Source organism: Pantoea sp. Fr-CA_6 (genome assembly GCF_024520895.1).
Classification (GTDB): domain Bacteria; phylum Pseudomonadota; class Gammaproteobacteria; order Enterobacterales; family Enterobacteriaceae; genus Pantoea; species Pantoea agglomerans.
The window spans coordinates 1-22822 of record NZ_JALNPO010000013.1; the positions used below are offsets into that span (position 1 = coordinate 1).

A 22822-nucleotide genomic window follows, 5' to 3' on the forward strand; every position below is an offset into this window, starting at 1 on the left:
TCAGAAGTGAAACGCCGTAGCGCCGATGGTAGTGTGGGGTCTCCCCATGCGAGAGTAGGGAACTGCCAGGCATTAAATAAGTGAAGAAGCCCCGCACGGAAGTGCGGGGCTTTTTTACGTCTGCAGATCGTGAAAAACTGCATCACAACATCCATTTCAGCGTTTCTCAAGCCAGTCGGCAATGAAGTCTGCAACGCTGTCCGGACGATTTATATCCAGAACTGGCACGTTCAGCGTTAATTTCTGGTCGCTGGCGACAGCGATTACCTGCTCATCAAGCAGTTCCTCGATCCCACCCTTGATCCCGGCCCGCCATAAAACAATTTTAGGTACGGGTTCATCTTTGAAGCCTTCGACCAGCACGACCTCAAGCGTAGCGTGATCCATGCGGCTGAGCAGATAAGGCAGATTAATCGACTGCTTTTCCGGCGTCTCACACATCAATGCCCATCGCTCTGAACTGGCCAATATTACCTGACTGGCACCCGCTTTTCTGAGCAGATAGCTATCTTTGCCTGGCGTATCCACATCCATCTGATGATGGGTATGTTTAATCAATCCTGCGCGGATACCTTTATCGCCGAGAATCGGTATCACCTGCTGCAATAGCGTCGTTTTCCCGGTTCCACTCCAGCCCACAATGGCAAGTATAGGTAATGACATGTCAGCCTCTGTTGTTCAGGTCATCAGGCGTATTGATATTGCGGAAGGCAGCCTCATCCTCATCCATCCGGACAGCATGGCCACCGTGGTCGCGCAGAAAATGCATAAGACGTCGTTCTCCAGCCTGAAGATAGTCATAAAGAGGTGCAGCCATTTCCCGATGAATCAGCGCCAGCGTAGGATGATCGCGCGACTGTGAACGTACCCAGACTGCCGGCGCCTCTTCGCGTTGATGGAGCAGTTTTTCGACGAAGTTGAGAGGTATTGCAGGCGTATCGCAGGAGCAAAAAGCGGCCCATTCACCGTCGATGGCGAGCAACCCACTGTAGATACCGGCCAGCGGACCGGGATAATCATCAAAAACATCCTGAATAACCCGACATCCGCTTAACTGATAGCGATCAATATTACGATTCGCATTAATCATGACAATGTCGACTTGTGGCCTGAGCCGTTCAAGGACATGCTGATAAAGCGGCCTGCCATCCAGCTGTACTAACCCTTTGTCCTGACCACCCATACGGCGGCCCTGACCACCGGCCAGAATGATGCCGGTTAATATTGTCATGACTGTGCCCTCGCTGATGACGCACTGTGAAAGGAGAAATCTGAATGAAATGCCATCGTTTAAACGAGTTAATCGCGTTGCTGCAACCCGCCTGGCAAAAAGAGCCTGATCTTAATCTGGTCACATTTTTGCAGAAACTGGCTCAGGAATCTGGTTTCCGTGGCCCGTTAAGTGAATTAACCGATGATGTATTAATTTACCATCTCAAGATGCGTGACTCAGCCAGCGATGATGAGATCCCAGGCCTGAAAAAAGATTATGAAGTTGATTTCAAAACAGCACTGCTCCGCGCACGGGGTGTCATTAAACAGGACGAGTAGTGTTATCCTTGGCTGCTATTTGCAAGGGCAACTACAGGTAACATGATGAGCGACGCTGCTTTTAACTTCCAGACATTGAATCCCGACGTGTTGGTTGATGCGCTCTGGGAAACAGGAATTCGCGTCGAATCGGGTCTGACAGCCCTGAACAGCTACGAGAACAGGGTTTATCAATTCAGCGACGACGAAAAACGCCGCTATGTTGCGAAGTTTTATCGCCCACAGCGCTGGCGTGCCGAACAGATTGCTGAAGAACATCAGTACGCACTTGATCTGCTGGCTGACGAAGTGCCCATCGCGGCGCCACTGCGGTTAAAGGGTGAGACACTGCACAGTCACGCTGGCTTCTTCTTTGCCGTATTCCCCAGCCTGGGCGGACGGCAATATGAGACAGACAACGAAGATCAGATGGAGTGGGTAGGCCGCTTCCTGGGCCGCATTCATCAGACCGGGCGTAAAGCGCTGTTCAGGCATCGGCCTGCCATCGGTCTGGATGAATATCTGCATGAACCCCGGCAGGTGCTGGAGCACTCTCTGTTAGTGCCTGCATCGCTTAAAGTCGCACTGCTACAGGCTATCGATAAGCTGGGAAACACGCTGCAACAACAGTGGCACACCACGTGGCAGCCGCTACGATTACATGGCGACTGCCATCCGGGTAATATCCTGTGGCGTGACGGACCGCTGTTTGTCGATCTGGATGATGCCCGTAATGGCCCGGCCGTGCAGGATCTCTGGATGCTGATCAGCGGCGATCGTCAGGAACAGCGTATTCAATGGGATATACTGCTGGAGGCGTACAGTGAGTTCAGTGATTTTGATATTAATGAATTGTCACTGATTGAACCTTTACGCGCCATGCGCATGGTTTATTATCTGGCCTGGGTTGTCCGACGCTGGCAGGATCCCGCTTTTCCGCGCGCTTTCCCCTGGATGACAGATGAAGATTTCTGGCGCAGGCAAATTTCACTCTTTACCGAGCAGGAGAAGCTGTTGCAGGAACCTCCTCTGCAGCTGACACCGCAATATTAATGACGTAGTCAGGAGAATTTTTCACGATGAAAAAAATTTGGTTTGCACTGATGGGTTTAGTGCTGGCATTCAGCGCATCTGCTGCCCAGTTCACTGAAGGTAAACAATATGTGAGTCTGCCTAAACCTGTGGCCGGCGAACCTCAGGTGATGGAGTTCTTCTCCTTCTTCTGCCCGCACTGCTATCAGTTTGAACGTATTTATCACGTCAATGACGCGGTGAAAAAGAATCTGCCTGCTGACACTAAAATGGTGAAATACCACGTCGATTTTCTCGGTGGAGAGCTGGGGCCGGTCGTGACCCAGGCCTGGGCTGTCGCGATGGCGCTGGGCGTTGAAGATAAAGTGACAGCACCGATCTTCGATGGCATTCAGAAAACGCAGACCATCACCGATCCTGCCAGTCTGAAAGAGACCTTTGTCAAAGCGGCCGGTATCTCTGCGGCGGACTATGATGCTGCCTGGAACAGCTTCGCCGTAAAAGCGCTGGTTGCGCAGCAGCAAAAAGCCGCTGCTGATGTTGATCTGCGTGGTGTGCCTGCTATTTTCGTGAATGGCAAATACATGGTTAACAACGGCGGTCTTGATACCAGCTCTATGGATAATTTCGTCGCAGACTATGCGAACGTGGTTAAATTCCTGGTAAGCCAGAAGTAATCAGCCTCACACCCCCGTTAAACGCCAGCTCTGCTGGCGTTTTTTTTATGCCTTTGAACAACGGGCCAATTTTTGTCCATCTCCAGGGCATAAATTTAATATCCACACAAGGGATCGCGCTATTAAAAATAGCGATCGGGTCACGGAAATTAAATAAGCCAATGAAATTTATGGTTTTTATTCAAGTGCCGATTATTTATTTTCCTGAAAAACAGCGCGTTATAATTTTTACGCACAAAGTTATCCACAGAACGATCGTTGCGATCCTGTCCCCAAAAGCGTGAAAAACTCCAGACGTGGCACGCCTTAGTTCACCATTTCTGCCTGGTTGTGGCATCCTTATAGCCCAACTCATAGCAACGAAGACTACACAGACTTATGGCGCAAATAGCAGAAAATCCCCTGATTCTGGTCGATGGCTCATCCTATCTTTATCGCGCGTATCACGCGTTTCCGCCGCTGACCAACAGTGCAGGTGAACCCACTGGCGCCATGTACGGCGTGCTCAACATGCTGAAAAGCCTGCTGGCGCAATACAATCCGAGTCACGTTGCTGTGGTATTCGATGCCAAAGGCAAAACCTTCAGGGACGAGCTGTTTGAGCATTACAAATCTCACCGTCCCCCGATGCCTGACGAGCTCCGTGCACAAATTGAGCCGCTGCATGAGATGGTGCGGGCGATGGGGCTGCCGTTGCTGGCTGTGAGCGGCGTCGAGGCTGATGATGTCATCGGTACGCTGGCGCTGGAAGCGGAGAAAAAGGGTCTCTCAGTACTGATCAGCACCGGCGACAAAGATATGGCGCAGCTGGTCACGCCCGCAATCACGCTGATTAACACCATGAGCAACACCATTCTGGGACCAGAAGAGGTTGAGCAGAAATATGGTGTTCCACCCGCATTGATCATCGATTTCCTTGCCATGATGGGTGATAGCTCCGATAACATTCCTGGCGTGCCAGGCGTCGGTGAGAAAACGGCACAGGCGTTGCTGCAGGGGCTGGGCAGCATGCAGACGATCTATGACAATCTGGACAAAGTGGCCGATCTCGGCTTTCGTGGTGCCAAAACCATGGCGACCAAACTTGAGCAGAATCGTGATGTGGCGTTTCTCTCTTATCAGCTGGCGACCATTAAGACAGACGTTGAGCTGGCGCTGCCCTGTGAAGAGCTCACAGTCACTGAGCCCGATACAGAGGCATTGCAGGCCCTGTTCAGTCGTTACGAGTTCAAACGCTGGCTGAGTGACCTGCAGGACGGTAAATGGCTGCAGGGTAAAAAGAGCACTACGCAGGCGCAAAAAGCGCAGGCCGATGAACCGGCCCCGGTGGCGGAAACCAGCAGCGTGTTACCGACCGAGGGTTATGTCACCATTCTGGATCAGGATCTCTTTGATAGCTGGCTGGAGAAGCTGAAAAACAGCGAAGTCTTTGCGTTTGATCTGGAGACCGACGCGCTGGATACCCTGAGCGCTAACATCGTCGGCATCAGCTTCGCGGTGGCGCCCGGTGAAGCCGCCTATCTGCCGGTTGCCCATGACTATCTTGATGCGCCTGATCAACTGGATCGCGCTACCGTTCTGGCACAGCTCAAGCCCCTGCTGGAAGATGAGAGCGCCTGGAAAGTTGGCCAGAACCTGAAATACGATCGCGGCGTACTGAAAAACTACGACATTGAACTGGCCGGTATCAAATTCGACACCATGCTTGAGTCCTATATCCTCAACAGCGTGGTGGGCAAACATGACATGGATAGCCTGGCCGCTCGCTGGCTTAACCATAAAACCGTGACCTTCCAGGAGATCGCCGGTAAAGGCAAAAATCAGCTGACGTTCAATCAAATCGCGTTAGAGCAGGCATCCCATTACGCTGCCGAAGATGCAGATGTGACCCTGCAGCTGCATCTGAAGATGTGGCCAGAGCTGGAGAAAGAAGCGGGCCCGAAAAAAGTCTTCGAACAGATTGAGATGCCGTTACTGACGGTGATTTCGCGCATAGAGCGCAACGGTGTGTTGATCGATCAGTCTATTCTGGCGCAGCATTCGAAAGAGCTGACGGCCCGACTGGCTGAGCTTGAGTTGAAAGCGCATGAGCTGGCGGGGGAACCCTTCAACCTCTCATCCACCAAGCAGCTTCAGGTGATCCTGTTTGAAAAACAGGGCATCAAGCCCACAAAGAAAACACCAGGCGGCGCGCCGTCAACCAGCGAAGAGGTGTTAGCCGAGCTGGCACTTGATTATCCGTTACCCAAAGTGATTCTGGAGCATCGCGGCTTATCCAAACTTAAGTCTACTTATACGGATAAATTACCGCTGATGATCAATCCGATCAGTGGCAGGGTACATACCTCTTATCATCAGGCCGTCACCGCAACCGGACGCTTATCCTCTGCCGATCCGAATCTGCAAAACATTCCGGTGCGTAATGATGAAGGACGCCGAATCCGTCAGGCATTTGTAGCGGCCAAAGGCCATCGCATTGTGGCGGCAGACTATTCACAAATCGAACTGCGTATCATGGCGCATCTCTCTCAGGACAAAGGATTGCTGGACGCTTTTGCCCAGGGCGAAGATATCCACCGCGCGACGGCATCCGAAGTGTTTGGCGTGGCGCTGGATAAGGTCAGCGGCGAACAGCGTCGCAGCGCCAAAGCGATCAACTTTGGTCTGATTTATGGCATGAGCGCCTTTGGCCTGTCGCGTCAGCTGAATATCGGCGCGGGTGAAGCGAAAAAGTATATGGATCTCTACTTTGAACGCTATCCGGGCGTCCTGCGCTATATGGAGAACACACGCCAGCTGGCGGCGAGTAAAGGCTATGTCGAAACGCTGGAAGGCCGTCGGCTGTGGCTGCCCGATATTAAATCCGGTAACGCCATTCGCCGGAAAGCCGCTGAACGTGCCGCGATCAATGCGCCGATGCAGGGAACGGCAGCGGATATCATCAAGCGGGCAATGATTGCCGTGGATAACTGGCTGGAACAGCAAAACGACAATGCCGTCAGAATGATCATGCAGGTTCACGATGAACTGGTGTTCGAAGTCAAAGCCGGGGCGGTTGAAGAGGCGAGCCAGAAAATCCGTGCGCTGATGGAAGGTAGCGTGCAGCTCGACGTACCTTTACTGGTTGAAGTCGGTGTGGGTGACAACTGGGATGAAGCCCACTGATTCGATGCGTGTGGTCGGTTCTGAAGAACAGAACCGGCCCTGAATCAGGTATAAGAAAATCGTTTAGTTGACCGGTTTAGCGTGGTTAACGCTGGCACTGAGAGAAAACGCTTTTCTAACTGCTTATGGTCTAAACACTTTTTTCGTCATTAAACTACATCGCAACGCTATTTTTGTGACGTGCATGGTAAAAAAAGTCCTGTTTCATGTAAGTAAGCAACAAAAAAGCCTTTGTCACGCACAGAAAATCAGGTAAAGTTCGTCGCGTAGGGTACAGAGGTAAGATGTTCTATCTTTCAGACCTTTTACTTCACGTAATCGGATTTGGCTGAATTTAGCCGCCCCAGTCATTCTGTGACTGGGGCGTTTTTTATTGGGCTTTTTGTACCGTCAGCATCACCGGCATAAGGTTGCCACTCACTCTTCCGCGTCCTGATCTTCAACCGCAGGTTCAAGCGTATTAAACCAGCTGTCCAGCTTCTGACGAACCTTATCCACGCCGATTTTCTTCAGCGATGAGAAGAGCTCTACCTGCACATCACCAACAAATTCGAGTGCGGCTTCACGCACGACATTGAGCTGCGCTTTACGGGCACCTGAGGCCAGTTTGTCTGCTTTAGTGAGAAGCAACAGCACCGGAATGCCACTTTCCACTGACCACTGAATCATCTGCCGGTCGAGATCTTTCAGCGGATGACGGATATCCATCAGGATAACCAGTCCTTTCAGCGCCTGACGTTTTTGCAGGTATTCACCTAACGCGCGCTGCCACTTCAGCTTCATCTCTTCCGGGACTTCGGCATAACCGTAACCGGGCAGGTCGACCAGACGCTTACCTTCTTTCACTTCAAACAGGTTAATCAGCTGCGTACGTCCCGGCGTTTTACTGGTACGCGCCAGACCCTTCTGATTGGTTAACGTATTCAGCGCACTCGATTTTCCCGCGTTCGAGCGGCCAGCGAAAGCCACCTCAATTCCGGTATCGGCAGGCAGATGGCGGATATCCGGCGCGCTCATGACAAAGTGGGTAACGTGGTAATTCAATTCAGACAAGGTGACACTCCAGAAAACGCATTAAGGCAATGCGGGCGATTATACGCGTTATGACGCGAAAGTGCTCAATCGCATCTCGGTAACAAACTTTGTAAGAGATTTGCCATTCACGGTGCGGGTTATTTCGCTTTTTACTTTAATTACTAAAAATAAAAAAATATGTAATTCAAACCCTTATCTTAAAACGTTCTTTTTTTGAACTAACTATTTTTGACACTGACTTGAGGCTTTTACCAGTTGGTCTACATTAGTGTGCAGTGCACGGCAGCACACATCAGGATGATGCGCTCAGGGATACCAGGAGGGTTATGAGCGATGGAATGGAACAGGGTCAGGGATGCGGCCAGACAGGGATAAGGAATAGCTCAGGAGTTGAGCAGGCGCGGGATTAACCGGGATGTTACGAGCCGAAAAGGATTTAAAACATGATTCCTTCTTATGAAGGTATGAAATAAGGCGACAGCTTGAGCTGTCGCCTTTTTTCTTTGTCTACTTTCTGCTAGATTTCGCCGCAATTCTATACTGAATAAAAAAAGCCGGGACCGAATACTATGAAGCAACCTGCACGAGCTGCTAACGGCAAACCTGCCGTCAAAGCCAAACGCAAATCGCGTGACGATATCAACCATGAAGCACGCGATCGCAAACGTGATAAAAAGCATCGCGGACATGCATCTGGCAGCCGTGCTAATCCGGCTGCGTCCGAAAACAATGGCGGACGTCAGGCGGACAGCGTCAAAGATCCGCGCATCGGGAGTAAAAAACCGGTGGCCCTGATCGCTGAAGGAAAAACCGCTGCCGTTAAACCAAAGAAAAGCGCAGAAAAACCGGCAGCAGAGAAGAAAGTGCGTCTGACACCAGAAGAAGAGCTGGCGAAGCTGGAAAATGACGAACGTCTGGACGCGCTGCTGGATCGGCTGGAAAATGGCGAAACGCTGTCGGCTGAAGATCAGGGCTGGCTGGATGCCTCGCTGGATCGTATCGACGAACTGATGGAGCAGTTAGGCATTGTGATGGATGATGCCGAAGATGAGCAGGCTGAAGAAGATATGTACCGTCTGCTGAAAGGCAACTAAGCAAATTTGATCGGCATGCGCTATCCGCATGCCGCGCTTAACAGGTAAACGACAATGTTTTGGCCTGGATCAATTTTCGCGCTGCTGGCGACATGTTATCTGCTGTGGTTATTGTTTAAACTACGACGCCTGTCGCGTCTGAAGCAACGTTTACGTCGGGTCTCATCCCGCTCACCTTTTGTCTCCTCTTCTTCGCGACCTTCTCTCAGACGACGTTCCCGGAAGGAGTGAGCATGCCATCGCAGCAGATTGAGTGGGATCAGGCGTTAATTGAAAAATACAATTATGCCGGCCCGCGTTACACCTCCTATCCCACTGCGCTGGAGTTCAGCGAGCAGTACGCGGAAAACGACTTCCAGCGTGCCGTGGCGCGTTACCCTGATCGTCCGCTGTCGCTCTATGTCCATATTCCCTTCTGCCATCGTCTCTGCTACTTCTGCGGCTGCAATAAGATAGTGACGCGTCAGCGCCACAAAGCGGATCGCTATCTGGATGTGCTTGAGCAGGAGATTATTCAGCGTGCGCCGCTGTTTCGTCAGCGTCAGGTCACGCAGCTTCACTGGGGCGGCGGCACGCCAACCTTCCTCGACAATGCGCAGATTTCCCGGCTGGTGGGTTTACTGAAGCAGCATTTCAGCGTGGCCGATGATGCCGAAATGTCGATTGAAGTGGATCCCCGGGAAATTGCGCTGGATGTGATTGATCACCTGCGATCGCTGGGATTCAACCGGCTGAGCATGGGGGTGCAGGACTTCAACAAATCGGTGCAGGAGCGGGTTAACCGGGTACAGGATGAAGAGGTGATTTTCGGGCTGATGGCGCGTGCCCGTGAACAGGGGTTCAGCTCGACCAGCATTGACCTGATCTATGGTTTACCCCTGCAGACGCCCGCCAGCTTCGCCTGGACGCTGGAGCGGGTACTGGCGCTGAGCCCGGATCGTCTTAGCGTCTTTAACTATGCGCATCTGCCGGCGATGTTCGCGGCACAGCGTAAAATCAAAGAGGGTGAACTGCCATCGGCTCAGCAAAAGCTGGATATTTTACAGCAGACCATCGCAACTCTGACTCAGCAGGGCTACCAGTTCATTGGAATGGATCACTTTGCGAAGCCGCAGGATGAACTGGCTATCGCGCAGCGCAAAGGCCAGCTGCATCGCAATTTCCAGGGATACACGACGCAGGGCGACAGCGATTTGCTGGGGCTTGGCGTCTCTGCCATCAGCATGATTGGCGACAGTTATGCGCAGAACCAGAAAGACCTTAATACCTGGTACAATTGTGTGGAACAGCAGGGAAATGGCCTGTGGCGTGGCATCGCCTTAACCGACGATGATTGCCTGCGTCGTGACGTGATAAAAACGCTGATTTGCAACTTCTCGCTGAATTTTGCCGCGACAGAAGCGCAATGGGGAATTCGCTTCAGCGACTATTTTGCTGAGGACCTGGCGCTGCTGAAGCCGTTGATAGCCGATGGGCTGGTGGAACAAACCGCTACGGGGCTGGATGTGACGGGAATTGGCCGGTTACTGATCCGCAATATTTGCATGTGCTTTGATCGCTATCTGCGTCAGAAAGCGCGTCAGCAGCAGTTCTCCCGCGTTATCTGAAGAAACGGGCTGGCAGACTACACCAGCCCGAACTGAACCGCTTATTCCATGCCCAGCTCTTTGAGCTTGCGCGTCAGCGTGTTTCGTCCCCAGCCCAGCAAACGTGCCGCTTCCTGTTTGTGGCCCTGCGTATGACGCAGCGCAGTAGTGAGCAGCGTGCGCTCCATCTCTGGCTGGGCTTCTGACAGCAGATTCTGATGACCGGAACGCAGAGCGCGATCGGCCCACTGTGCCAGCAGCGTTGCCCAGCTGTCAGGCAGCGACTGTACCGGATTCTCCGGCGTACTGGATTCAAACAGTTCTCCGGGCAGGTCCTGAATCAGGACTTCCTGACCCGCAGCCATCACGGTCAGCCAGCGACAGGTGTTCTCCAGCTGACGCACGTTACCTGACCAGTGCAGTCGGGTTAACGCTGTCTCGGTTTCCGGATGCAGAATCTTCGCTTCCACACCCAGCTCACGCGCCGCCACCTGCAGGAAATAACGCGCCAGACGCGGGATATCCTCACGACGCTCACGCAGCGGTGGCAGATGCACACGAATCACGTTCAGGCGGTGAAACAGATCCTCACGGAACTTGCCTTCCTGTACGCGTAATTCCAGATTCTGGTGGGTCGCCGCGATAATACGCACATCCACTTTGACCGGCGCATAGCCACCAACGCGATAGAACTGGCCATCGGCCAGCACGCGCAGCAGACGGGTCTGCACATCCAGCGGCATATCACCGATCTCATCCAGAAACAGCGTGCCGCCATCCGCCTGCTCAAAACGGCCCTGACGGATCTGGTTCGCCCCGGTAAAGGCGCCTTTTTCGTGACCAAACAGTTCTGATTCAATTAAATCTTTGGGGATCGCCGCCATGTTGAGCGCGATAAAGGGCGCTTTGGTGCGCGGGCTGTGGCGATGCAGCGCATGGGCCACCAGCTCTTTACCGGTACCGGACTCGCCGTTGATCAGCACACTGATCGACGAGCGCGATAATCGTCCGATGATGCGGAACACATCCTGCATCGCGGGCGCTTCACCGATGATATCGGTGGTGGGTCCGCTGACCGGCTGATTACGTGGCTGCTGCTGCTCCTGATAGTGGCTGATAGCACGCTCGACCAGGGCAACCGCTTCATCGATATCGAACGGCTTAGGCAGGTAATCAAAGGCACCCTGCTGATAGGCGCTGACGGCAGCGTCCAGATCAGAATGCGCCGTCATTATGATGACCGGAAGCATCGGATGACGCTGCTTAATCTGTTTCAGCAGCGCCAGGCCATCCATACCGGGCATGCGAATGTCTGACAGTAAAACGTCCGGGGTCTTGGTTGAGAGGGCATCAAGCACCTCGCTTGCGCTGTCAAAAGTCGCACAGCTCAAACCGGCTCCAGTGAGCGCGCGTTCAAGCACCCAGCGGATGGAGCTATCGTCATCGACGATCCAGACTATCCCTCGTTGCATAGAAACCTCACTGGCGAATAGGCAGGTAAACCGAGAATTCGGTGTGTCCCGGCCAACTGTTAAATTCTATTTTTCCTGAATGTTGATCAATCAGGCTACGGGCGATGGAGAGGCCTAAACCGGTACCGCCTTCGCGTCCGCTGACCATCGGATAAAACAGCGTATCCTGCAGCTGGGCCGGAATGCCGGGGCCATCATCTTCAATATCAATACGTGCCACCAGGCGATAACGCGTGCCGTGCAGCGTCAGCTGGAAAGCCGTGCGGGTGCGGATAATAATGGTGCCGCCATCGTCGCCCAGCGCCTGAAGCGCATTGCGCACCACGTTAAGCAGCACCTGTTCAATCTGATCGGGATCGTGCGGCAGTTCCGGCAGGCTGGGATCATAATCCCGTACCAGCGAGACATTCTCCGGCAGCTCCATCGACACCAGATTGACCACCCGTTCGGCCACCTGATGAATGCTCTGCGTGATGTGCATGCCCGGCTGCTGCGGCCCCAGCAGACGATCAACCAGATTCCGCAACCGGTCGGCCTGTTCAATAATCACTTTGGTATATTCATTCAGCGAGGGATCGGGCAGGGCGCGGGATAAAAGCTGTGCCGCGCCGCGCAATCCTCCCAGCGGATTTTTAATCTCATGGGCCAGGCCGCGAACCAGATCGCGAGCGGCCACCTGCTGGGCGTGCTGTAACTGCTCCTGACTGAGACGACGCTGATTATCCATCGGCGCCATTTCCATCAGGATTAAGCCATCGGGTAACCGCTGGGCGGTCAGCGACATAATGTGTGCGCGACCATCTACCACCAGCGTGACCTCACTGTCAGTAAATCCCTGGCCAGCCTCAAGACTCTCGCGCATCACCTCGATATTCAGCGAAAAGTAGCCGGTTAATTCCGGTAACGGCGTGCCGAACAATTTGCGTGAGCTTTGCGCCAGTAATTGCTGCGCCGCCGGGTTGGCGTAATGAATAACCAGATCGTTATCCACCAACAAAATACTGTTGATTAACGCGTTGAGAATCTGCCCTGCATCGGGCAGAGAGCCAGTTGCCATACAACGTTCCTCTGCACTAAAGAGGTGCATTTTAGTCTTTAAGCCGAAAAGAGGGCGAATGAACGGTGAATTCGCGGAGAAAAAAGCCCATCCGAAGATGGGCTAAAAGTTTCCACGGCAACAAAAAACGTCTGACCAGTTAAACGCTGTAGTAGAGCTCGAACTCAACCGGGTGTGGCGTCATGCGAACGCGATCCATCTCTGCTTTACGCAGTTCGATGTAAGCATCGATCGATTCGTCAGTGAATACTCCGCCGCGGGTCAGGAACTCGCGGTCTTCGTTCAGTGCATTCAGCGCTTCTTCCAGAGAGCCTGCAACTTTTGGAATCTCAGCTTCTTCTTCCGGTGGCAGGTCATACAGGTTTTTGTCCATCGCATCGCCAGGATGGATTTTGTTGATGATGCCATCCAGGCCAGCCATCAGCAGTGCGGTGAACGCCAGGTATGGGTTAGCCGCTGGATCCGGGAAGCGCGCTTCGATACGACGCGCTTTCGGGCTGGCAACAACCGGGATACGGATTGAGGCTGAACGGTTACGGGCAGAGTAAGCCAGCATAACCGGTGCTTCGTAACCCGGGACCAGACGCTTGTAAGAGTTGGTGGTCGGGTTCGCCAGGGCGTTGATCGCTTTAGCGTGCTTGATGATACCGCCGATGTAGAACAGTGCCATTTCAGACAGGCCGCCGTACTTATCGCCGGCAAACAGGTTCTGGCCACCTTTGGAGAGTGACATATGGCAGTGCATGCCTGAACCGTTGTCGCCAAACATAGGCTTCGGCATAAAGGTCGCGGTTTTGCCGTAAGCGTGCGCAACGTTATGAACCACATATTTGTAGATCTGAATTTCGTCCGCTTTTTTGGTCATGGTATTGAAGCGGGTTGCCACTTCGTTCTGACCCGCGGTCGCCACTTCGTGGTGATGCGCTTCAACAACCAGGCCCATCTGCTCCATAGTCAGACACATGGCAGAACGGATGTCCTGTGATGAGTCAACCGGTGGAACCGGGAAGTAGCCGCCTTTCAGACCTGGACGGTGACCTTTGTTACCGCCTTCGTACTCTTTACCGGTGTTCCATGCCGCTTCGATATCGTCGATAGCAACGTGTGAACCGGACGTCGATGAGCCGAAACGGATGTCATCGAACAGGAAGAATTCTGGTTCTGGTCCAAACAGTACGGTATCAGCGATGCCGGAAGAGCGCAGGAAATCTTCAGCGCGCTTAGCGATAGAGCGTGGATCGCGGTCGTAGCCCTGCATGGTGCCTGGCTCGAGGATGTCACAACGGATGATCAGCGTAGAATCTTCGAAGAAAGGATCCATGACCGCCGTGGTGGCGTCAGGCATCAGCACCATGTCTGATTCGTTAATGCCTTTCCAGCCGCCAATAGACGAACCATCGAACATTTTGCCTTCTTCGAAGAAGTCAGCGTTAACCTGGTGAGCAGGGATCGTAACGTGCTGTTCTTTACCTTTGGTATCGGTAAAACGCAGGTCAACAAACTTAACTTCATGCTCGTTCATCATCGAGAGAACGTGTTCAGCGGACATACTCAACTCTCCTGGAAATGGTCTTTCATTATCTACATGGCGAGGAAACGTCGTTTCCGGAATACGTTGCGGGAAAACAACTCCCTGACCAACCTCTTCCGGCACGCTCTTCAACCGACATCTGTCTGGCGTTTACGCTTGATTTAGATAAAGCGAATTCTGTGCCAACTTTTTTGATGTTGCTTAAATCGCCTTGTGGTGCACCTTTTTGTCATAAAGCGGCTGCACCACGATCGTTTTATTGCACCAGTGTGGTGCTTAACGGTCGTCTGGCGGCACTATTTTGGTGCATCAGACCAACTTAGTGCATTTTCTGCACCGGTAACAGGGCAAATTGGCCTCCATGCAATAAACTTTCAGTGAAAAGTGTGATCGTGTTCAGTCTTCCGCTTAATCAGTGTACAATAACGCGCTATTTCTAATGCCTGAGGCAAAGCTGTGATCGAAAATTTGCGTAACATCGCCATCATCGCGCACGTTGACCATGGAAAGACCACCCTGGTTGACAAACTGCTGCAACAATCCGGTACTTTTGATGCCCGTACCGAAGCAACAGAGCGCGTGATGGACTCCAATGATTTGGAGAAAGAGCGTGGGATTACCATCCTCGCAAAAAACACCGCCATTAAGTGGAATGACTACCGTATCAACATCGTTGATACCCCGGGACACGCCGACTTCGGTGGTGAAGTTGAGCGCGTCATGTCCATGGTGGACTCGGTGCTGCTGGTTGTAGATGCGATGGATGGCCCTATGCCGCAAACCCGCTTCGTGACCAAAAAAGCGTTCGCGCATGGTCTGAAGCCGATTGTGGTTATCAACAAAGTAGACCGCCCTGGTGCGCGTCCGGATTGGGTTGTTGATCAGGTATTTGACCTGTTCGTTAACCTGGATGCTACTGATGAGCAGCTCGACTTCCCTATCATTTTCGCCTCTGCGCTGAATGGTATTGCAGGTCTTGAGCACACCGACATGGCTGACGATATGACCCCGCTGTATCAGGCGATCGTCGACCACGTTGCACCTCCGCAGGTTGAGGCTGACGCCCCACTGCAGATGCAAATCTCTCAGCTGGACTACAACAACTACCTGGGCGTGATCGGCATCGGCCGTATCAAGCGCGGTAAAGTTAAGCCTAACCAGCAAGTCACTATCATCGATAGCGAAGGCAAAACCCGTAACGGTAAAGTCGGTAAAGTCCTGACTCACCTGGGTCTTGAGCGTATCGACAGCGACCTGGCAGAAGCGGGCGATATCATTGCTATCACCGGTCTGGGCGAGCTGAACATCTCTGACACCATCTGTGATCCACAGAACGTGCAGGCGCTGCCAGCACTAAGCGTTGATGAGCCAACAGTTACCATGTTCTTTAACGTCAACACCTCACCGTTCTGCGGTAAAGAAGGTAAGTACGTGACGTCACGTCAGATCCTTGAGCGTCTGAACAAAGAACTGGTTCACAACGTGGCACTGCGCGTTGAAGAAACTGAAGATGCTGACGCGTTCCGCGTATCAGGTCGTGGTGAGCTTCACCTGTCAGTTCTGATCGAAAACATGCGTCGTGAAGGTTTCGAACTGGCGGTATCCCGTCCGAAAGTTATCTTCCGCGAAATCGATGGCCGTAAACAGGAGCCATTCGAGAACGTTACGCTGGATATCGAAGAGAACAACCAGGGTTCAGTCATGCAAGCCATGGGTGAGCGTAAGGGCGATCTGAAAAACATGGATCCGGATGGCAAAGGCCGCGTACGTCTCGACTACGTGATCCCAAGCCGTGGCCTGATCGGCTTCCGTAACGAATTCATGACCATGACTTCCGGTACCGGTCTGCTCTACTCTACCTTCAGCCACTACGATGACATTCGTGCGGGCGAAGTGGGCCAGCGTCAGAACGGCGTACTGATCTCCAACGGTCAGGGTAAAGCAGTTGCGTTTGCACTGTTCAGCCTGCAGGACCGCGGTAAGCTGTTCCTGGGTCACGGTGCAGAAGTCTATGAAGGCCAGATCATCGGTATTCACAGCCGTTCTAACGACCTGACAGTTAACTGCCTGACCGGTAAGAAACTGACCAACATGCGTGCTTCAGGTACTGATGAAGCCACGACGCTGGTTCCGCCAATCAAGATGACCCTTGAGCAGGCGATCGAGTTCATCGATGATGACGAACTGGTAGAAGTTACACCACAGTCAGTGCGTATCCGTAAACGTCACCTGACTGAAAATGACCGTAAACGTGCATCACGTGGTCCTAAAGACGCATAATTGCGCCTTTAACTGATAAAGAGCCCCGCCTGCGGGGCTTTTTTTTGCCTGAAATTCCTGCCTCTTCAGCCGGGCCAGCGATTATTTGTGGGATATGTCGCGCTTTTTACCTGCCCGCTGCCGTTTACGCTTTTCTCTCCGCGAGTGCCTGTTCAGCCTGCCCTTTTGCCGCTAGAGTGAATACTCCAGGGAACAGAAGGAGACACACCATGCTGTATATCTTTGATTTGGGCAATGTGATTATCGATATCGACTTTAACCGCGTGCTGGGTGTCTGGAGTGACCTTAGTCGTGTGCCGCTGGCCTCGCTGCAAAGCCATTTCCAGATGGATGAGGCGTTTGAACAACACGAACGTGGCGAGATCAGCGATGAAGATTTCGCGCTGGCGCTGTGTGAAAAGCTGGAAATCGCGCTGAGCTATGAACAGTTTGCCGCTGGCTGGCAGGCGGTATTCGTTGACGTGCGTCCGGAAATCCTGGCGCTGATGAACCGGCTGCGGCTGGAGGGCCATCGGGTGGTGATCCTCTCTAACACCAACAAACTGCATTGCGAATTCTGGCCAACACAGTATCCGGACGTGCAGCAGGCAGCCGACAAGCTCTATCTCTCCCAGGAGCTGGGCATGCGTAAACCGGAAGCCCGGATTTATCAGCATGTGCTGGACGCAGAAGGTGTGGCTGCCGATCAGGCGGTATTTTTTGACGATAATCCACAGAATATTGAGGCGGCCCGCGCCCTGGGTATTGAAAGTGTACTGGTTACTGACAGTAAAACGGTACCCAACTGGTTTGCAGGTCAACAGTAATTCATGATGTCACGTAAATTTCGTCTCGGGCTGCATGCGTTCTGGTTGTGGCTCAAACTGTTGTGGAAACGCATTGATGAGGATGGCATGACGACCCAGGCCGGTAATCTGGCTTATGTCTCATTGCTGGCGCTGGTGCCGCTGATTGCGGTGGTGTTTGCCCTGTTTGCGGCGTTTCCGGTCTTTTCAGATATCAGCGTGCAGTTAAAGCACTTTGTCTTTACCAATCTGATGCCGGCTGCAGGTAACACGCTGCAACGCTATCTTGAGCAGTTTGTGGCTAACGTAAACCGGATGACGGCGGTCGGAGCGGTCGGCCTGATCGTTACCGCCTTACTGCTGATGCATTCCGTCGATACCGCGTTAAACACCATCTGGCGCAGCAACAAGAAGCGGCCGATGGTCTATTCCTTTGCGGTCTACTGGATGATCCTGACACTAGGCCCGTTACTGGCCGGAGCCAGTCTGGCAATCAGCTCTTATCTGCTGTCGCTGCGCTGGATTAACGCGACAGGCGTCACCAGCCTGGTCGATCAGATGCTGCGTATTTTCCCGCTCCTGCTGTCGTGGCTCGCCTTCTGGTTGCTCTACAGCATCGTTCCTACCCAGCGAGTGCCGCCGCGCGATGCGCTGATTGGCGCGCTGGTTGCCGGTGCGCTGTTTGAGCTGGGCAAAAAGGGCTTTGCGCTCTATGTTACTATGTTCCCCTCTTATCAGCTGATCTACGGCGTACTGGCCGTGATCCCCATTCTGTTTCTCTGGGTCTACTGGACCTGGTGTATTGTGTTGTTAGGCGCTGAAATCACCGTTGCGTTAGCCGACTATCGGCAGTTAAAGCAGCAACACAAAGAGGAGCAACGCGAGGAAACATGATTGCATTGATTCAACGCGTACAGCGCGCCAGCGTCAGCGTCAATCAGGAAGTGGTCGGTGAAATCGATGCCGGTTTACTGGTTTTGCTGGGCGTGGAAAAGGACGATGACAACGCGCGTGCGGAACGTCTCGCAGAACGCGTATTGGGCTATCGCATCTTTAGTGATGAGCAGGGCAAAATGAACCTGAGTGTTCGCCAGGCGGGCGGAAGCTTGCTGGTGGTGTCACAGTTTACGCTGGCCGCAGATACCCAAAAAGGGATGCGTCCCTCCTTTTCGGGTGGCGCCGAGCCCGCTGAAGCCGAGCGGCTGTATGAATATTTCAGCGACTGCTGTCGCAAGCAGGGCATCACCACGGCTAATGGCCGTTTTGCTGCGGATATGCAGGTCTCGCTGGTGAATGATGGTCCTGTGACGTTCTGGTTACAGGTGTGAGAGCGTCAGCTGAGCGGCAGGGAACTGGCCACACATCCGAGCGGGAGAAACATTACATGTATCACCTTCGCGTGCCACAGACGGCGGAAGAGCTGGATATCTATTATCAGTTCCGCTGGGAGATGTTGCGTAAACCTCTGCGTCAGCCGCAGGGGTCGGAACGTGACGCCTGGGATGCGCTGGCGCATCATCAGATGGTGGTTGATGAGCAGGGAAATCCGGTCGCCATCGGCCGTCTCTATATTAATGCCGACAACGAGGCCGCTATCCGCTTCATGGCCGTTCATCCTTCGGTTCAGGGCAAGGGACTGGGTACTCTGGTGGCGATGACGCTGGAATCCGTGGCGCGTCAGGAAGGGGCTAAGCGGGTAACCTGCAGCGCCCGCGAAGATGCTGTCGCTTTCTTCGCTAAACTCGGCTACATCAATCAGGGCGAGATTACCGCGCCGCAGACGACGCCGGTACGTCACTTTCTGATGATCAAACCGGTCGTCACGCTTGACGATATCCTGCATCGCGCCGACTGGTGCGGTCAGCTGCAACAGGCCTGGTATGATCATATCCCGCTCAGCGAAAAGATGGGCGTCCGTATTCTGCAGTTTACCGGGCAAAAATTTATCACCACCATGCCTGAAGCGGGCAACCAGAATCCACACCAGACGCTGTTCGCTGGCAGCCTGTTTTCGCTGGCAACGCTGACCGGCTGGGGGTTGATCTGGTTGCTGCTGCGCGAGCGTCATCTGGGTGGCACCATTATTCTGGCGGATGCGCACATTCGCTACAGCCACCCCATCAGCGGACGGCCTGGCGCGATTGCCGATCTGGGCTCATTAAGCGGCGATCTCGACCGCCTGGCGCGCGGACGTAAAGCGCGTGTGCAGCTCGAAGTTGAGCTGTTTGGCAATGATGAGTGTGGCGCTGTGTTTGAAGGGGTCTATATCGTCCTGCCCGCCGATCCTGACGGGCCGCTGGAAGAGGGGGGTTCCGGCGCGCGTATCAACTAATCATCAGGGCCGCTTCAGCGGCCCTGATCTGTTATTAACGTACCTCGCCAGCCTGCATGGTCTGCTGCAGTTGCTGACTGTCGGTTGTCACCGACAAACTGCCATTAACCGTCGGGCGCAGCGGCTGATTTGCGGTTAATGCACCGTTCAGCTGCAGCTGCATATTACTGTCACCGGTTAACGGCAACGCGGGCCATCCCCAGTTCTGCAACACATTCACCGGTACAGCACGACCTGTCAGTTGCAGCGTCAGCGGACGGGCTGGCTGCTGGCCTACGGTGGCCGTCCCTTCGAGCAGACCCTTATTACTGAACGCACTCAGCTCCGTAACCTGAATCTGCTGCTGGTCAGCGCTCAGCGCAATCGACGGATGACGCAGGTCGGTGCGATTAAAGGTTGATTCTGCCGCGTTCAGGCTGAGTTTACCCGACCAGATCCCCCACTGATGCTGCTGCGCCAGCAGCAGGTTTTCACCGGATCCATCCAGTGAGGTCAGCTGGAAGGGAAAAGCCGGATTGATGTCGATAATCAGGTTTCGGTTAGAGGTGAAGCGCGTCACCTCTACGCTATCCAGCCACGCGGGCAGTCTCGCCTGCCAGCGATCGCGCCAGTCCTGCGGCAGAGTGTATTCCAGTCCCGCCACCGCCAGGTTTTTCAGTGTCAGGCGCTTATCGCTACGCGACCAGTCACCGTCAGCCCGAATCACCCCATTCGCCCAGCGTGAACTGAACTGCGTCAGCGCCACGCCCTGCGGTGAGAAGTCCAGGTTAACGATGGGGTCATTTAGTTCGAATCCACCGTTGATAAAATTGCTGGCATTCAGCGCCAGCGAACCATCGTTACTCTGCCAGTCATCACCCTGCCAGTTAACGTTTCTCAGCGTCAGATCCAGATCCGTTACCGCCCAGTCAGGCCCCTGCAGGCGGGCATCGGTCATGTCGAGCCGCGTAATAGCGATCGAGGGGACAACCTGCAGGCTATGCAGGAAATCTTTCAGGCTGCTGGTGGTCTGCAGACGGATGTCGTTCAGTCGCAGCTGATTAATTTTCCAGTTGCCCTGGGCATCGCGCTCACCGTTGCCGGTCATAGAGCCACGCGCCAGGTCGGCACCAATATTGTCAAAGCGCATCCGACCCTGGGAGACACTGCCCTGGATCAGTACGTTTTCACCCGGCACATTATTCAGCGTCATGCTGCCTGCGCTCATCTGGAAGCGGGCATCGCGGCCCAGCATATCAAGGGCAGTGGGTTTCCACGGCAGAATGCCGCCATTAACCTGCTGAGCAAACAGCGGTAACGCGCTGTTGGGGCTGTCGATACGCATATTGTTGAGTTGCAGGCGATCGGCCTGAATCGGTAGCGCGCTGCCTGGCGCCAGATTGGCCAGATTCACTTCTCCATCTCGCAGCTCAAGGCTGCTGAAATGCAGCGGATCGCTGAACTGAATCAGTGCCAGACCGAGATCGACCCGTTTCGCCACCAGAACTGCAGGCTGTCCATCGTGACCAAAGCTGAAGTCATCCAGAATGATATGAGAGGGAGAGGAGAAATTGTGTTCAATTTTACTCAGGGAGAGATGCCATTCGGTTTTGTCACTCACCCAACGGCTAAACCAGCCTGCACCCCACTGTGTCTGCAACAGAACATAGATCACGACCAGGGTGAAAAGCAGCAGCAAAAGTAAGGTGAGGAAAAACTTTCCAATAAATTTCATAGCATCCTTCCCGAGTTAAATCCGGTGAGAGGTTGTTATGCCTGAATTACCGTTACAGCTCAACAGCCTGGATGTAAATCCGAATAATTAGCAGGCAGGCCGAAGCCTGCCTCTGGCCTTACTTCTCTGGCGGAAAAATCAGGTTGAGTACGATAGCGGTAATACCGCCCGCCGCTATACCGGAAGAGAGCAGGGTTTTCAGCCAGTCAGGCGCAAACTGCAGGATCAGCGGCTGCTGGGAAACGCCCAGGCCCACCGCCAGCGACAGCGCAATAATCATGATGGCGCGGCGGTTAAGCGGCTCGCGTGACACAATGCGGACACCCGAAGCGGCGATGGTGCCGAACATCACAATGGTGGCGCCGCCGAGTACCGGTTCAGGGATCATCTGCACCAGTCCGCTGACCGCCGGGAACAGCCCCAGCACAATCAGCATCAGCGCGACAACAAAGCCGACGTAGCGGCTGGCAACACCGGTCAACTGGATCACGCCATTGTTCTGACCGAAGCAGGAGTTCGGGAAAGTATTAAACAGCGCGGAGACAAAGGAGTTGAGGCCATTCGCCAGCACGCCGCCTTTCAGGCGTTTCATATAGAGGGGTCCGCTGACCGGCTGCTCTGACACATCCGAGGTGGCGGTGATATCGCCGATGGTCTCCAGAGAGGTCACCATAAACACCAGCATCAGCGGGATGAGCAGATTCCAGTCGAAGCCCAGCCCGTAATAAAGCGGGGTCGGCACCACGATTAGCGGCTGATCGGTGGGGATGCCGGCGGCAGGCAGCATGCCCATCGCCCAGGCCAGCAGATAGCCTACCGCCATGGCAATGACCAGGGAGGCAACGCGCAGGTAGGGGTTCTTCTGCCGGTTAAGTAGCACGATCACCAGCAGCACAGCCCCTGCCAGCATCAGATTTTTCGGCGCACCAAAAGTATGATCGTTAATCGCGCTGAAACCGCCGCCAATGGAGGTCAGCCCCACCTGAATCAGCGACAGGCCGATAATCATCACCACGATACCGGACACCAGCGGCGTAATGATCCGGCGCGCCAGGTGCAATACGCGTGACAGCACCATTTCGGTACAGGAGGCGATCATCAGCGTACCAAACAGCGCCGCCATCATGGTGGGCACGTCAGCGCCGCCATTTTTTAGCGCCATGCCGCCCATAATCAAGGGCGTAACGAAGTTGAAGCTGGTGCCCTGAATCGACAGCAGGCCCGAACCCACCGGTCCCCATGTTTTGATTTGCAGCAGTGATGCCACACCCGATGCAAACAGCGACATGCTGATCACGTGCCGGGTATCCTCTGCGGGCAGCCCTAACGCCTGACAAATCAGAATCGCGGGGGTAATGACCGCGACAAACATCGCCAGCAGATGCTGACCGGCGGCAAACAGCGTTTGTGGCAGGGGAGGACGATCTTCAAGACGATAAATCAGTTCGCTTTGCGTGGCGGAAGGCTGTTCTGGCTGCGGATTAGTGGACATCTTCTGTTCTTCCCAAAAAATAATGTGGCGATTGTAATCA

Annotated in this window: 19 protein-coding genes; 11 read left to right on the forward strand and 8 right to left on the reverse strand. The window is 53.8% G+C overall.

Features of this window, described 5'->3' with window-relative positions:
* Positions 1 to 156: 156 nt before the first annotated feature.
* Together mobB and mobA are read right to left on the reverse strand one after the other, a co-directional pair.
* The gene (gene mobB, locus NR201_RS18830; protein WP_033759293.1) at positions 157 to 663 is read right to left on the reverse strand and encodes a molybdopterin-guanine dinucleotide biosynthesis protein MobB; all 507 of its coding nucleotides are present in this window, start codon (positions 661 to 663) and stop codon (positions 157 to 159) included.
* A gap of 1 nt (position 664) precedes the next feature.
* Complete coding sequence (gene mobA, locus NR201_RS18835) at positions 665 to 1231, reverse strand: molybdenum cofactor guanylyltransferase MobA (protein ID WP_256850067.1); 567 nt, start codon at positions 1229 to 1231, stop codon at positions 665 to 667.
* A 44-nt stretch (positions 1232 to 1275) separates the two neighbouring features.
* Here mobA and NR201_RS18840 point away from each other — a divergent pair, with 44 nt between their 5' ends.
* The 4 genes from NR201_RS18840 (at position 1276) to polA (ending at position 6404) form a co-directional block, all read left to right on the forward strand.
* A complete protein-coding gene (locus NR201_RS18840; protein ID WP_003850728.1) occupies positions 1276 to 1551 on the forward strand; it encodes a YihD family protein in 276 nt (91 codons plus the stop codon).
* Positions 1552 to 1596: 45 nt separating this feature from the next.
* Positions 1597 to 2583 (forward strand): serine/threonine protein kinase, encoded by a 987-nt coding sequence (locus NR201_RS18845; RefSeq protein WP_182501014.1) that lies wholly within the window; start codon positions 1597 to 1599, stop codon positions 2581 to 2583.
* 26 nt (positions 2584 to 2609) lie between these two features.
* Positions 2610 to 3239, forward strand: a complete 630-nt coding sequence (dsbA, locus tag NR201_RS18850; protein WP_010672112.1) for a thiol:disulfide interchange protein DsbA — start codon at positions 2610 to 2612, stop codon at positions 3237 to 3239.
* A gap of 378 nt (positions 3240 to 3617) precedes the next feature.
* On the forward strand, positions 3618 to 6404 hold the full coding sequence (gene polA / locus NR201_RS18855) for a DNA polymerase I (RefSeq protein ID WP_033773173.1): 2787 nt from the start codon (positions 3618 to 3620) through the stop codon (positions 6402 to 6404).
* A gap of 417 nt (positions 6405 to 6821) precedes the next feature.
* Here the strand turns inward: polA and yihA are convergent, their stop codons facing one another.
* Positions 6822 to 7457, reverse strand: coding sequence for a ribosome biogenesis GTP-binding protein YihA/YsxC (gene yihA / locus NR201_RS18860; RefSeq protein ID WP_010258448.1), 636 nt, complete (start codon positions 7455 to 7457; stop codon positions 6822 to 6824).
* Between the two features lie 551 nt (positions 7458 to 8008).
* On the opposite strand from yihA, the gene yihI reads away from it, so the two are divergent.
* Together yihI and hemN are read left to right on the forward strand one after the other, a co-directional pair.
* Complete coding sequence (gene yihI / locus NR201_RS18865) at positions 8009 to 8533, forward strand: Der GTPase-activating protein YihI (RefSeq protein ID WP_010258445.1); 525 nt, start codon at positions 8009 to 8011, stop codon at positions 8531 to 8533.
* A 233-nt stretch (positions 8534 to 8766) separates the two neighbouring features.
* Entirely contained in the window at positions 8767 to 10140 is a 1374-nt protein-coding gene (hemN, locus tag NR201_RS18870; RefSeq protein ID WP_256850068.1) for an oxygen-independent coproporphyrinogen III oxidase, read from the forward strand.
* A 41-nt stretch (positions 10141 to 10181) separates the two neighbouring features.
* On the opposite strand, the gene glnG is transcribed toward hemN, so the two are convergent.
* From glnG to glnA, 3 genes are all read right to left on the reverse strand, one after another.
* A complete protein-coding gene (glnG, locus tag NR201_RS18875; RefSeq protein WP_010258440.1) occupies positions 10182 to 11591 on the reverse strand; it encodes a nitrogen regulation protein NR(I) in 1410 nt (469 codons plus the stop codon).
* 7 nt (positions 11592 to 11598) lie between these two features.
* Entirely contained in the window at positions 11599 to 12648 is a 1050-nt protein-coding gene (glnL, locus tag NR201_RS18880) for a nitrogen regulation protein NR(II) (RefSeq protein ID WP_008926971.1), read from the reverse strand.
* Between the two features lie 139 nt (positions 12649 to 12787).
* Positions 12788 to 14197, reverse strand: coding sequence for a glutamate--ammonia ligase (glnA, locus tag NR201_RS18885; protein ID WP_010258434.1), 1410 nt, complete (start codon positions 14195 to 14197; stop codon positions 12788 to 12790).
* 438 nt (positions 14198 to 14635) lie between these two features.
* Here glnA and typA point away from each other — a divergent pair, with 438 nt between their 5' ends.
* From typA to fabY, 5 genes are all read left to right on the forward strand, one after another.
* On the forward strand, positions 14636 to 16459 hold the full coding sequence (typA, locus tag NR201_RS18890; protein ID WP_010258429.1) for a ribosome-dependent GTPase TypA: 1824 nt from the start codon (positions 14636 to 14638) through the stop codon (positions 16457 to 16459).
* Positions 16460 to 16668: 209 nt separating this feature from the next.
* Positions 16669 to 17265 carry a glucose-1-phosphatase gene (yihX, locus tag NR201_RS18895; RefSeq protein ID WP_010258428.1) on the forward strand — a complete coding sequence of 199 codons (597 nt, stop codon included), beginning with the start codon at positions 16669 to 16671 and terminating at the stop codon, positions 17263 to 17265.
* Between the two features lie 3 nt (positions 17266 to 17268).
* Entirely contained in the window at positions 17269 to 18138 is an 870-nt protein-coding gene (locus tag NR201_RS18900; RefSeq protein WP_256850069.1) for a virulence factor BrkB family protein, read from the forward strand.
* On the forward strand, positions 18135 to 18572 hold the full coding sequence (gene dtd / locus NR201_RS18905; protein ID WP_010258426.1) for a D-aminoacyl-tRNA deacylase: 438 nt from the start codon (positions 18135 to 18137) through the stop codon (positions 18570 to 18572). The genes NR201_RS18900 and dtd overlap by 4 nt, the downstream gene beginning before the upstream one ends.
* Positions 18573 to 18628: 56 nt before the next feature.
* Positions 18629 to 19576: a fatty acid biosynthesis protein FabY gene (fabY, locus tag NR201_RS18910; protein ID WP_010258423.1), complete on the forward strand. Its 948-nt coding sequence runs from the start codon at positions 18629 to 18631 to the stop codon at positions 19574 to 19576.
* Between the two features lie 34 nt (positions 19577 to 19610).
* Here the strand turns inward: fabY and NR201_RS18915 are convergent, their stop codons facing one another.
* The gene (locus NR201_RS18915; RefSeq protein ID WP_256850070.1) at positions 19611 to 21290 is read right to left on the reverse strand and encodes an AsmA family protein; all 1680 of its coding nucleotides are present in this window, start codon (positions 21288 to 21290) and stop codon (positions 19611 to 19613) included.
* A gap of 118 nt (positions 21291 to 21408) precedes the next feature.
* A complete protein-coding gene (locus NR201_RS18920; protein ID WP_033786501.1) occupies positions 21409 to 22782 on the reverse strand; it encodes an NCS2 family protein in 1374 nt (457 codons plus the stop codon).
* Positions 22783 to 22822 lie beyond the last annotated feature (40 nt).